Raw genomic sequence first — 12248 nt, forward strand, 5'->3', positions numbered from 1 at the left:
TGAACCTGTTGTCGGACAACAGTTGTACCGCCGCCTACTGGGCGACCACCACTGGGGTGGTAGCGCGTCAGCCCTCGCGTAGGGCGTCGGCGACTGAGCCGCCTGCCTCATCGGCGGCTTGGCCGCGCAGTTCGGCGTCGGTGTGCCGCGGGTGCGTGGGTTCGGGCGGGGTGTCCACAGTGGTCTGCTCGTCGATCCGGTCGTCCAGTTCCGCCAGCGGGCTGTCCGGGCCGGGAAGGTCGTCGACCGTGACGTCCGGTTCTTCCTCGGCCAGCCGGTGGTCGAGGTCCTCGCCCGCGCGCGCCTCGGCCGGGGTCATGCCGAACCGGTTCGCCTCCGCCCAGTGTTCGGGTGGCTCGATGCCCTCCTCCAGCGGGTCCACCCGGAGGTTGTCCTCGTCGAGGGACTCGGTCTGGCTTTCGGTGCGGTAGCCGTCCATGCCCCGGTGCTACCCCTCGGTGGTCCGCGACAAACTCGTCTGCTCGGCCAGCATCCTGGTCACGTCGTCGATGTTCCCGGCGCGTTCGAACGCCTCCCGCTGCCGGTGCGCGCCGTCGCCGTGGTGGTCCAGCCAGGTCGCGGTGGCCCGCATGAAGTCCAGTTCGCCGGAGGCGCGCAGGTCGTCTGTGTGGTCGCGGATGAGGTCGCCGACCACCGCCGTCGCCTCCCGCAGGGTGCGCAGCCGCGGGTCCGGCACCGACGCCGACCGACCGCCGCGCGCGGCCCGCCACGACGCGGCCCGGATGATCTCCGTCGGCACCGGGTCGGGATCTCCGCGCAGCGCGTCCGACACCAGCAACCGCACGAGGACGGCGATGAAGGTGGCTTCCTGCACGGTCCCCAGCACGTCCGGGATGCGCACCTCCACCGTCGGCTGGGCCTCCGAGGGGCGCACCTCCCAGTAGACCATCTTGCGATCCATCGCCGCGCCCGTCGCGAGCAGCCCCGCCACGATCTCCTCGTACTCGGCCAAAGACGACACGTACGGCGGCGGCCCCGCGGTCGGCCACCGGTTCCACAGCACGTGCCGGGTCGAGGCGTACCCGGTGTCGACGCCGCCGTGGAAGGGCGAGTTGGCCGACCAGGCGAGCAGGGCGGGCAGCCACGGCCGCAGGTGGTTCGCCACCCGCAGCCCGGCCGCCCGGTCCTCGACCCCCACGTGCACGTGGCACCCGCAGGTGACGTCGCTGGCGATGAACGACCCGATGTGCCGGGCGATCCGGTTGTAGCGGGTGCCCGGCCCGATCACCGAGATCTCCGGCTGCGGGTGCGGCGCGGTGCCGGACGCGATCAGCGCCGCTCCCTGGTCCGCCGCGCCCTTGGCCAACAGGCCGCGCAGTTCGACCAGCTCGCCGCGGATGTCGTCGGCCGTGCGCAGCACCCCGGTCGCCGACTCGACCTGGCACCGCAGCAGCTCCGGCTTCAGGTCGACGCCGGTGGCGTCGGCGACCGCCTCCGGCCCCTGGTTCACCAGCCCGCCATCCGGTCCGACGAGGAAGAACTCCTCCTCGACCCCGACCGTCAGCTCAGGTTGTCCGGACAACAGGCCTCCTCGATGTGTCCCCACTGCCCACTTAGTACCCAGGCGCAGGCCCGGCCACGCGGTGTAATAGTTGAGGGATGGCTACCCGAGTGCGCGAGACCGAACGCAAGTACGAGGCCCCCGCCGACTTCGCGTTGCCCGATCTGGCGACCGGGCCGGTGCGCAGCTTCGCCGGTCCCCGCCGCTCGGACCTCGACGCGACCTACTTCGACACTGTCGACCTGCGGTTGGCCCGCGCGGGCATCACCCTGCGCAGGCGGACCGGTGGGGACGACGCGGGCTGGCACGCCAAACTGCCCGTCGCCCCGCACGTGCGCGACGAGATCCGGGTGCCGCTGAGCAGCGCGAAGACCAAGGTGCCCGCCGACCTGGCCGCCCTGGTCCGTTCGCACACCCTGGGCGCCCCGCTCGAACCGGTGGTGCGGATCACCACTGAGCGTGACGAGTGGGAGTTGAAGGGCGCGGACGGCACCACCATCGCCCTGCTCGCCGACGACCGGGTGACCGCGCACCCGCTGGACGCCGAGCCGCACGCCTGGCGCGAACTGGAGATCGAGGCCACCGACCTGGACGTGCTCGCCGCCGTCGGCACCGCTCTCGGCGCGAAACCGGCCAAGTCCACCTCGAAGCTCGCCCGCGCCCTCGGCGACCGGGCACGGCCGCGCAAGCCGGTTTCCCTGCCTGCCAACCCGACGGCGGGCGAGGTCGCCCTCACCTACCTGCGCGCGCAGGCCGACGCGTTGCGCGCGCACGACACCGGCGTCCGACTCGACACCGACGACGCCGTGCACCAGTTCCGGGTCGCGTGCCGACGGTCGCGCAGCGCGTTGCGCGCGTTCCGGCCGTTGTTCGATTCCGCCAGGGTCAACGCGTTGCGGGACGAGCTGAAGTGGCTCGGGGCGGCGGCTTCCCCGGCGCGTGATGCCGAGGTGCTCGCCGGGGAACTGGACGCGGACGTGCACCGGTTGCCGGTGGAGGACGTCCTCGGCGCCGTCCCGGCGCGGATCGACGCCGAGCTGAGCCGGGCCGCCGCCGACGCCAGGACGGCGCTTCTGTCCGCTTTGGACAGTGACCGCCACCTGGCCCTGTTGGCGGATCTCGACGGTTTCCTCGACGAGCCGCCGGTGACCGAGCGGGCCGGTCACCCGGCCGTGCGGGAGCTGCGGCGTCCGGTGCGCCGTGCGTGGCGTGAGTTCGCCGCGTCCGTCGCCGCCATCGACGCGGCCGACGACCGCGACGCCGCGTTGCACCAGGCTCGCAAGGACGCGAAGAAGGCCCGGTACACCGCCGAGGCGGTCGCCCCGGTGTTCGGCGGGAAGCTGGACCGCTGGCGCCGCAAGGTCAAGAAGGCGCAGTCCGCGCTCGGCACCCACCAGGACGCCGTCGTCGCCCGGGGCGCCCTGCGCGACCTGGGTATCCGCGCCCACCTCGCCGGGGACAACGGCTTCACCTACGGCCTGCTGCACGCCCGCCAGGGCCACCGCGCCGAGCAGGCCGAGCGGCGGTTCACCCGGGAGTGGAAGTCGCTGCTGGGGGTCCGGCCGCCGCGCTGGCTGCGCTGAGCCGTTTCGCGGGCCGGTCACCGGGGTACACCCAACCGTGACCGGCTGTATGCGGAAAAGGGGCCCATCGTGGACGACAGCACGTACGTCTTGTTCCTGGTCCTCGGCATAGCGCTCGTCCTGGTGGATGGCCAGATCATCTACCGCAGCGGGCTGAGGTACCTCTCCGACTCCTACGGCGAGATCGAGTCCGCCCGCTCCATGGCCCGGCTCGTGTCGGTGCTGTTCCACTTCGCGGTGCTCGGCGTGCTCGCCCTGATCTCCGCCATCGACCTCGGTGGCGACACGGCGCTGATGGCCATCGTCCGGAAGCTCGGCGTGGTCCTCCTCCTGCTTGCAGGCGCGCACGCGATCGCCATCAAGGCCCTCACCCGCCTCCGCGACCGCCTGGACGCGGAGAACATGACCAAGCAGCGCGCGCAGAACGCCGTCATTGACCCGCCGACCCCGCCCACCGGGGTTGCCGCGCCCACGGGCGGTGCCATCGACTCCGAGGACATCGCCCGCGCCCCGGGCAACGCCGAGACCCGGCTGTCCCGCGCACCCGGCGCCGAACCCGGCATCGGCACCGTCCCGGCCAACGCCGACGGCACGCTGCCGCCCTCGGTGGTCCCAGGCCAGGAGGTCCCGGTTCAGCAGCGCCGGGCGGCCCAGCCCAACCTCGGCCCCGAGACCGTCGCCCGCCGCGCCGAGCGGTAGACAAGCAGCACAGGCAGCACAGGCAGCGTCCCCGATATCGCACAAGGGAAGGCGACCACCCGAGATCGGGTGGTCGCCTTCCCTTGTGGGCTAACGAGAAGTGGTGTCCGCGTAGCGGGCGAGCGGGGTGTCCACCCGGTCGTGCAACTGGAAGGTGCGGCGCAGACCCGTGACGTCGAGGGGGCGCAGCACCACCCGCCCGGTGGCGACCAGCCGCAGGTCGACCGCCCGCGCCCGTGCTCGGTCGCGCACCTCCACCAGCACCCCGAGTCCGGCGGCGGCCAGGAAGTCCACTGGGGACAGATCCACCACCAGCAGTAGCAAGTCCGGGTCGCGCAGGGCGGTGTTCAGGGTCTCGCGCACGGCGGGGGCGGTGACCAGGTCGACCTCACCGCGGACGGTGACCACGCTGGCCCAGCGGCTCACCCGGTCCAGGGATGCCGTCGGGGTCGGCACGCCCGCGCGCCGTGGGCGGGGGATGGCGGGGGAATGGGTGCGGGCTGCCATGGCGGCCTCGGTTCGTGGGGTCGAATGCGCGGAGGTGCATGGGAGTCTTCGAAGCATAGAGCACCGGGCACCCCGGGCAAGCATGTCTGGCGGGCTTCGCCCGAAGGTCGCAGGATCTGGGTTGGGCGGGTCCGCTCAGGGGTAGCTCACGAGTGAGTCGAGGAGGGCACGTGCTGCGTCTGCGTCTGGTGCGCTCTTACCGCGCTGCGTGGTTCGCGCTGGCGGTCGTCGCGGTGTTCACGGGTGTCGGCTCGGGCGTGGTGTTGCTGCGCACGTGGACGTTGTTCTTCCTGGCGGTCACCGCGGTGTGCCTGGCGCTGTCGCTGTCGGCGGCGCTGTCCGGCAACGGGAACCCCGATCCGGGCGCGATCTCGTTGTCGTTGCTGATTTTCGGGTCGCTGGTGGGGATCAGCGGGCTCGTCATGCTCGTCGAGTGGGTGGCCTTCGCTATCGTGGGCGCCCTCGCCGTGGCGGCCATACCGTTGCGCGGCGGTCGCGGGCAGAGCACGCAACGCCTGTGCGCGCGGTGGCAGGAAACCCTGCACTCGCTGCGCGCGGCCACGACCACCACAGAGGCCGCGGTGATCCTAAGAACCAGGCAGCGCTTCCTCGACGAGATGGAGCGTCGCCACCCCGAGGCGTTCCACCGCTGGCTCGCCACGCCGGACGCCGACCCGGCCACCATCCTCCGGCCGAGGCAGGGATCCCTCTGACGACGCGCCAAGATGGGCCGGTGTCCACCTGTCTGGTTCTTGGTGCTAGCGGCTACGTCGGAGCTCACTTGGTCCACGCCCTCGTGCAGGCTGGTCACCGGGTACGAGCGTTCGCGCGCTCGGCCACCGAAATACCCGGCGTCGACAGCATCCGCGCCGACGTGCTCGACGAGGTGGCGCTCGCGGCGGCGATGAGCGAGGTCGACGTCGTCTACCACCTCATCCACTCCATGACCGGCGACGACTTCGTGGCCACGGACGCCCGCATCGCCCAGACCGTCGCCGACGCCGCCGCCAGGGCCGGTGTTCGCCAGGTGGTCTACCTCGGTGGCCCGCGCCCGACCGACGAGCCCTCCCCGCACCTGGCGTCCCGGGCGCAGGTCGGCGACCTCTTCCTGGCCGCGCCGACCCCGGCCGTGGTACTGCAGGCGTCGATGATCATCGGGGCCGGGTCGGCCAGCTTCGACCTGCTGGCCAAGGCGGCGCGCGGCGGTCCGGTCGTGCCGAACCCGGCGTACATGGGCAACCGGAGCCGACCCATCGCGCTCCGGGACGTCCTGTACTACCTCGTCGAGGCCGCTTCGCGAGAACCGGTGAACACCGTCGCCGACATCGCCGGGCCGGATACGTTGACCTACCTGGAACTCTTGCAGCGTTGCGCACGAGTCGCCGGTCTCCCCAAACGGCTCCCGATCCCGGTAGTCCTACCGCCGACCATTGCGGCCGCGTTGAGTTCGGAGCCGCTGGTACGCGCCCTGGTCGACTCACTCAAACACGACCTCGTGCCCACTCACCCCCTCCCGCCACCGCCGTACGGCAGCACCAGCATCGATCGGGCGCTAAGAGAGGCGTTGGGCATATCCGAGCCGGAAGGCCCACCGCTCGACGCGCCCGATCTGCTCAAAGACCGCAAACAGGTTCGCGTCCGAGCCGAGCGGTTCGCGTTGTGGAAGGCGATAACGGACATCGGTGGCGCCAACGGCTGGCACACGCTGCCCGGCGCGTGGTCGCTGCGTGGTGCTGTTGATCACCTCTTCGGCGGAGTCGGCCTGCACCGGGGGAGGCCAACCGACCTTGCCCGGGGAGACGTCGTCGACAGTTGGACGGTCGTCGACCGCCACGACGGGGACACCGAACTCGTCCTGCGCGCCGACCTGCGGCTGCCCGGTCGTGCCTGGTTGACGCTGCGCGCGACCGACGGCGACCACCCGGGCGAGTGCGGTTTCGAGCAGACGACGCTGTTCCAACCGCACGGTCTCGCGGGCAAGATCTACTGGTACACCCAGAAGCCGCTGCACGACGTCGTCTTCGGCACCATGGCGCTGGGCATCGCGCGGGCCGCCGAGGAGTCCGGCGGGACCGGCGCGAGTCCGGTTGAATGAGGGCACCCTCCCCGAAAGGCTCCCTTGTGGACGATCGACTCGCCGAGCTGGCCGCCGCGCACGGCGTCGCGTTGGAGTACGAGAACGGCGAGCGGGAGACGGTGCGGATCGACCCCGCCGTGGTCCGGGCCATCCTCGACGAACTCGGCGACCCGCCCGCCCGCGCGGCGCTCCCGTCGGTCGTCAAGCAGGGCGCGCACCCCGAGGTCGGTCGGGGCGAGGTGGTCTTGGAGGACGGCACGGTCGTCCCCGTCGACGGGGCGCTGCCTGACCTGCCGCTCGGCTGGCACCACCTGCGGGTCGGCGGCGCGGAGACCTCGCTGGCCGTCACCCCCACCCGGCTGCCGGAGGTACCCCGCGGCTGGGGCTGGATGGTGCAGCTCTACGCCCTGCACACGCCCGGGTCGTGGGGCATCGGCGACTACCGCGACCTGCGTCACCTCGTCAACCGCGCCAAGGCCGACGACGCGCACGCGGTCCTGGTCAGCCCGGTCGCCGCGGGCGCGTTGACCAAGCCGGTCCGCAAGTCCCCGTACTCGCCGTCGAGCAGGCGCTTCCTCAACCCGCTGCACCTCGCGGTCACCGACCTCCCCGAGTTCGCCGCCGCCGACGCCCCACTCCGCGCCCGCGTCGAGGCGCTGCGCCCCGAGCTGGGTGACCGCATCGACCACGACGGCGTGTGGGCGGCCAAGACCGCAGCGTTCGACCTGCTGGACCTCGACCTGCCCGACCTCGCGGCTCTCGATCCGGCCCTGCTCGACTTCGCCACCTTCAGCGCCATCGCCGAACGCCACGGCCCCGACTGGCGCACCTGGCCCGCCGGGCTGCGCCACCCGGGCAGCCCCGAGGTGGCCACGGCGCGGGCTGACCTGGCGGACCGCGTCGCCTTCCACGCCTGGCTGCAGCAGCGGTCCGGGCAGCAGCTCGACCGCGTCCGCGAGTCCGCGCGCGGGATGCGGACCGGCGTGATCCACGACCTGCCGGTCGGCGTCGACCCGGGCGGCGCGGACGGCTGGTCGTTGCAGGACGTGCTCGCCTCCCGGGTCACCGTCGGCGCCCCGCCGGACGCGTTCAGCCCGCTCGGCCAGGACTGGGTGCTGCCCCCGATGCGCCCGGACAAGCTCGTCGAACAGGGCTACCGGCCGCTGCGCGACATGATCCGCGCGGTCCTCTCACACGGCGACGGCATCCGCGTCGACCACGTCATGGGCCTGTGGCGGCTGTGGTGGATCCCACCGGGCGAAGGCCCCGAACGGGGCACCTACGTGCACTACGACGGCGAGGCCATGCTCGGCGTGCTGGCCCTGGAGGCCCACCGCGCGAACGCCGTCGTCATCGGCGAGGACCTCGGCACGGTGCCCGAGTACGTCACCGAGGACCTGCAGGACCGCGGCGTGCTGAGCTGCGCGGTCGCCTGGTTCCAGCGCGACCGGGACAACCGGCCGCTGCCGTCCGACCGCTACCCCCGGCAGGCGGCCGCCAGCATCTCCACCCACGACCTGCCCACCGCGTCCGGCTTCCTCGCGGGCGAGCACGTGCGGGTCCGCACCGAGCTCGGCCTGCTCAAGGACCCGGCGGCGGAACGGGTGACCGCCGAGGCCGAGCGCGCCGCGATCATCGGCATGCTCGCCGCGGAAGGCCTGGTCGGACCCGATCCCACGGTCGACGAGATCGTGCCGGCGCTGCACCGGTTCATCGCGCGGACCCCCTGCGCGCTGGTGTTCGCCGCCCCCCAGGACCTGATCGGTGAGCTGCGGCAGCCCAATCTACCCGGCACCGTCGACCAGTACCCCAACTGGCGGCTCCCACTGCCGCTCGACGTCGACGGTGTGCTGGACCACCCCGCGGTGCGCGCGGCGGTCGAGGTGTTCCGGGCCCGCTAGCGGCTGCCAGCGACGGCGGGCTCCGGTTCAGTGGTCTTGGTGGTCTTGTCCTCGGCCTGCGCCTGGTCGTCGGCGAGCCCCTGCTCCGCCAGCAACGCGGTGTAGATCGGGGTCAGGTCGAAATCGGCCACGGTCACTCTGCTTTCCCTCGCATGTTCTCGGACGGTCACTGGATATCCAACGACACCCAGTCTCACACGTCCGTTCGAGTGACAGTTGCCAGTTCGCAATACTGTGAAAGCGCTCTCTGATCACAGCCGGTGTGGATCGGTGGCCCCGAGCAGGTCCAGGTACCCCGCGCTCGCCTGCCAGAGGGCGTCCGACACCGGCTCCACCTTGCCCGGTTTCCACCGCCGCCGCTCGTACTCGGCGGTCCGCTCCCGCAGCGCCCGCAGGCTCAACGCCAGCTCGTCGGCCAGCCGGGCGGTGACCTCGGCGGCCGGGGGAGCGGCGGGGCGCAGCGCCCTGGCGGACCCGTCCGCGATCGCGTCCAGCACGTCCTCGCGGACGCCGTCCTCGGCCGACCACACCAGCACCGGCCGCTCCAGCACGTGGTTCCACACCGGGGCGTGCGCCGACCGCCAGTACACCGCCGCCGGGGTCTGCGGCAGCCGCGCGGCCGCCGCCCAGTGCCGGGCGCCGTTGGGCTCGGTCAGCCACGGCACCTCGTCGATGTCCACGGTGAGCGCCACGGTGATCTCGTCCAGCTCCCGTTGCCCGCCGAGCAGGTCGCCCGCCACCCACAGGCCGCCGACCCGCAACGGGAAGATCGACGCCGGTCTGGTCGCCATGTCGGCGCAGGTCGCCGCGACGGTGCGCAGGTGGTGCACGGCTCGGGTCCAGTTCACGCCGGACATCCTGCCGCACTCGTCCCACTGCGCCGGGTTGGCGTGCTCGTCCGCGTTGTCACCCTACGCGACTGGTCGTTGACGGTCCGGCACCCCGGTCGTACGTTGAACTTTGGCGGGACCCGGGAGTCCGCCGGTGGGGATTGACAATCGTTCGGTGGAGGAAAGATGACGGTGGCGCCGGAACGCGTGCACGACTACCCGTTCAACCGGCCGGAAGGCCTCGACCTCGCCCCGGCCTACCGGGCCGCCCGCACCGCGCCCGGGATGATCCGCGTCCAGCTCCCGTTCGGCGATCCCGCCTGGCTGGCCACCCGCTACGAGGACGCCCGGTTCGTCCTCGGCGACCGCCGGTTCAGCCGGGCCGCCGCGACCGACCGCGACGAGCCGCGCGTCCAGTACCACCGGGGCAACGGCGGCATCCTCGCCATGGACCCGCCCGACCACACCCGGCTGCGCGTCCTGGTGGCCAGCGCGTTCACCGTCCGCCGGGTGGAACGGTTACGTCCACGCGTGCGGGAGATCGCCGAGGGGCTGGTCGCCGACATGGTGGCTCACGGTTCCCCCGTCGACCTCGTCGAGTCGTTCGCCCTACCGCTGCCGGTACAGGTGATTTGCGAACTCCTCGGTGTCCCCGCCGAGGACAGGCACCTGTTCCGCGAGTGGAGCGACGGCCTGCTGTCCACCGCGGCTCTTACCGCTGAGGAGTTCACCCGCAACGACCAGGAGCTGTCCGCGTACATGGCTGGCCTGGTCGCCCAGCGGCGCGCGGAACCGGCGGACGACCTCATGTCCGCCCTGATCGCCGCCCGCGCCGAGAACGTCGACCGGCTCACCGAGCGGGAACTGGTCGAGCTGTGCGTCGGCGTGCTGGTCGCCGGGCACGAGACCACCGCGACCCAGATCCCCAACTTCGCGCACGTCCTGCTCGCCCAACCCGAGCGGTTCGCCGAGCTGCGCGCCACCCCGGACCTCATCCCGGCCGCCGTCGAGGAGCTGATGCGGTTCGTCCCGCTCGGCGCCACCTCCGCGTTCGCCCGCTACGCGCTGGAAGACGTCCAGGTCGGCGCGGTGCTCGTGCGCGCGGGGGAGCCGGTGCTGGCGGCCATCGGGTCGGCCAACCACGACGAGACCCGGTTCCCGGACGCCGAACGCCTCCGCTTCGACCGCCCCGAGACCGGTCACCTCGGTTTCGGCCACGGCGCCCACCACTGCCTCGGCGCCGCGCTGGCCAGGGTCGAGCTGCAGGAGGCGCTGCGGGCGCTGCTCGCCCTGCCGGATCTGCGCACGGCCGGTGATCCGGTGTGGAAAACCGAGATGTTGGTCAGGGGCCCACGCAGTATGCCGGTAGCGTGGTGATCATGACCTGGACTGTGAGCGTCGACCGCGGCGCCTGCCTCGGCTCCGGCATCTGCGCCGGTTCCCGCCCGGACGTCTTCAAGTTCGACGGCCACCACGGCACCCCGGTGACCGCCACCGTCGACCCGGACGAGGACGTCCTCGACCTCGCCGACACCTGCCCCTCCGCCGCCATCTTCATCCACGACGAAACCGGCGCCGAACTGGCACCCCGCTGACACTGGCCGGATTCCGGGTGCGGGCGTCCTGCCCGCCCCGGTTTCCGGTCAGATCCGGCTGGATTCCAGCGGGGTCACCAGGATGGCGCGCGCGCCCACGTCCCACAGTTCGTCCATGACGAACGGGGCCCGGTCGCGCGGCACCAGCGAGCGCACCGCCACCCAGCCCTCGCGGGCCAGCGGCGACACCGTCGGCGACTCGATGCCCGGGGTCAGCGCGCACGCCGCCTCCTGGGCCGCCACCGGGCAGTCGAAGTCGATCATCACGTACTGCCGCGCGATCAGCACGCCCTTGAGCCGCCTGCGCACCCGCTCCACCGCGGTGGCGACCTGGTCGTCGGTGTCCGGCCTGCGGATCAGCACCGCCTCGGACTGCAGGATCGGGTCCCCGAACACGGCCAGCCCCGAGTTGCGCAGGCTCGTCCCGGTCTCCACCACATCAGCCACCGCGTCCGCGATGCCCAACTGCACGGACGTCTCGACCGCCCCGTCCAGCCGCACCAGCGTCGCGTTGACGCCGTGCCGCGCCAGGTGCGCCGACACCAGCCCCGGGTAGCTCGTCGCCACCCGCTTGCCCGCCAGGTCCGCCACCGTCGTCATCGCCTCCGGCCGCGCCGCGAACCGGAACGTCGACGCGGAGTAACCGAGTTCGAGCACCTCCTCGGCCCCGGTGTCGGCGTCGAGCAGCAGATCCCGCCCGGTGATCCCGGCGTCCAACGTCCCGGTGCCGACGTAGAGCGCGATGTCCCGCGGCCGCAGGAAGAAGAACCGCACGTCGTTGCGCACGTCGTCAAGCATCAGTTCGCGGTTGCCCCGATGAACCCGATACCCCGCCGCGGTGAGGAGCTGTTCGGAGGGGACACTCAACGACCCCTTGTTGGGCACCGCGATGCGTAGCGTGGTCACGCGCTGGAATCCTGCCACACCCGCCCCGCCCCGGTTGACCACCCACGACCGAACACCCGATGACACCCCGGCACCGCTCCCCACCCTCCGCGGGCACGTCCACTCCACCGCCACCCGCAAGGTGGACCTGTGCCGATCGGATCGCCAATCGTCGCCGATTCCAGGCGACGTGCCGCAGCCCCTACGGGGACCCGGCCGCGACCTCACCTACCGCAACGACCACTCGCGAACACGCACCGCCACCCCACCAGCCGCCCCACGCCCCGCAAAACCACACCATCGCCCAGGCCCCCAAGCCCGCCACACCCACCCGAAATCCCCACCCGCGGGCACAAACCCCAACCCCGGGCGGCCCCCACCCTTCCCGGGGGGCGTCCCCGAGGCCAGTCTACCCGCCGACCATGATCATCAGGGGCGGGCGGTGTTGGCTGTGGACGGCGGCGGTGGTTGTGGACAACTCGACACATCCGCGGGCCGGGTGGGTGATCGACGCACATCCGCGGGTCGAGTATGTGATCAACCAGGCGGGGAACCCGGCAAGGCCGGACACGCAGGGCGTAGGTCGCGTGTCCGGCCCGTACCCGTGGCCGACCCACCATTCGGGTGGCCCGGGGCCCGGAGCGGACGG

The 12248-nt window shown here is 72.3% G+C and carries 13 protein-coding genes; 7 read left to right on the forward strand and 6 right to left on the reverse strand.

All coding sequences use genetic code 11. The features are described from left to right. Nucleotides 1-67 precede the first annotated feature (67 nt). Nucleotides 68-439 (reverse strand): Vir family protein, encoded by a 372-nt coding sequence (locus H504_RS0105755; protein ID WP_026422008.1) that lies wholly within the window; start codon nucleotides 437-439, stop codon nucleotides 68-70. A gap of 9 nt (nucleotides 440-448) precedes the next feature. Beyond that, complete coding sequence (locus tag H504_RS0105760) at nucleotides 449-1543, reverse strand: carboxylate-amine ligase (protein ID WP_035303360.1); 1095 nt, start codon at nucleotides 1541-1543, stop codon at nucleotides 449-451. A gap of 77 nt (nucleotides 1544-1620) precedes the next feature. Here H504_RS0105760 and H504_RS0105765 point away from each other — a divergent pair, with 77 nt between their 5' ends. Both H504_RS0105765 and H504_RS38420 read left to right on the forward strand, forming a co-directional pair. After that, a complete protein-coding gene (locus H504_RS0105765) occupies nucleotides 1621-3105 on the forward strand; it encodes a CYTH and CHAD domain-containing protein (RefSeq protein WP_026422010.1) in 1485 nt (494 codons plus the stop codon). Between the two features lie 69 nt (nucleotides 3106-3174). After that, entirely contained in the window at nucleotides 3175-3804 is a 630-nt protein-coding gene (locus tag H504_RS38420) for a hypothetical protein (protein ID WP_051385526.1), read from the forward strand. A gap of 90 nt (nucleotides 3805-3894) precedes the next feature. On the opposite strand, the gene H504_RS39480 is transcribed toward H504_RS38420, so the two are convergent. After that, entirely contained in the window at nucleotides 3895-4311 is a 417-nt protein-coding gene (locus tag H504_RS39480; protein WP_169735330.1) for an anti-sigma factor antagonist, read from the reverse strand. Nucleotides 4312-4481: 170 nt separating this feature from the next. Between H504_RS39480 and H504_RS41830 the strand changes: the two genes are divergently transcribed. From H504_RS41830 to malQ, 3 genes are read left to right on the forward strand one after another with little or no spacing between them, the layout of a single operon-like run. Continuing rightward, the gene (locus tag H504_RS41830) at nucleotides 4482-5024 is read left to right on the forward strand and encodes a hypothetical protein (protein WP_026422011.1); all 543 of its coding nucleotides are present in this window, start codon (nucleotides 4482-4484) and stop codon (nucleotides 5022-5024) included. 20 nt (nucleotides 5025-5044) lie between these two features. After that, on the forward strand, nucleotides 5045-6406 hold the full coding sequence (locus tag H504_RS33460; protein ID WP_281173599.1) for an SDR family oxidoreductase: 1362 nt from the start codon (nucleotides 5045-5047) through the stop codon (nucleotides 6404-6406). Between the two features lie 26 nt (nucleotides 6407-6432). Continuing rightward, a complete protein-coding gene (malQ, locus tag H504_RS0105790; protein WP_026422012.1) occupies nucleotides 6433-8289 on the forward strand; it encodes a 4-alpha-glucanotransferase in 1857 nt (618 codons plus the stop codon). On the opposite strand, the gene H504_RS40865 is transcribed toward malQ, so the two are convergent. Both H504_RS40865 and H504_RS0105800 read right to left on the reverse strand, forming a co-directional pair. Beyond that, a complete protein-coding gene (locus tag H504_RS40865) occupies nucleotides 8286-8426 on the reverse strand; it encodes a hypothetical protein (protein WP_157440235.1) in 141 nt (46 codons plus the stop codon). The genes malQ and H504_RS40865 overlap by 4 nt on opposite strands. Before the next feature lie 114 nt (nucleotides 8427-8540). Further along, the gene (locus H504_RS0105800) at nucleotides 8541-9137 is read right to left on the reverse strand and encodes a DUF7711 family protein (RefSeq protein ID WP_157440236.1); all 597 of its coding nucleotides are present in this window, start codon (nucleotides 9135-9137) and stop codon (nucleotides 8541-8543) included. Between the two features lie 168 nt (nucleotides 9138-9305). Here H504_RS0105800 and H504_RS0105805 point away from each other — a divergent pair, with 168 nt between their 5' ends. Both H504_RS0105805 and H504_RS0105810 read left to right on the forward strand, forming a co-directional pair. Continuing rightward, complete coding sequence (locus H504_RS0105805; protein WP_026422014.1) at nucleotides 9306-10496, forward strand: cytochrome P450; 1191 nt, start codon at nucleotides 9306-9308, stop codon at nucleotides 10494-10496. Nucleotides 10497-10498: 2 nt separating this feature from the next. Then, nucleotides 10499-10714: a ferredoxin gene (locus H504_RS0105810; RefSeq protein ID WP_211239266.1), complete on the forward strand. Its 216-nt coding sequence runs from the start codon at nucleotides 10499-10501 to the stop codon at nucleotides 10712-10714. Nucleotides 10715-10762: 48 nt separating this feature from the next. Here H504_RS0105810 and hisG read toward each other — a convergent pair whose 3' ends face one another. Next, on the reverse strand, nucleotides 10763-11620 hold the full coding sequence (gene hisG / locus H504_RS0105815; protein ID WP_026422016.1) for an ATP phosphoribosyltransferase: 858 nt from the start codon (nucleotides 11618-11620) through the stop codon (nucleotides 10763-10765). Nucleotides 11621-12248: the final 628 nt, after the last annotated feature.

It is taken from the genome of Actinokineospora inagensis DSM 44258 (assembly GCF_000482865.1).
In the GTDB taxonomy this organism is placed as follows: Bacteria; Actinomycetota; Actinomycetes; order Mycobacteriales; family Pseudonocardiaceae; genus Actinokineospora; species Actinokineospora inagensis.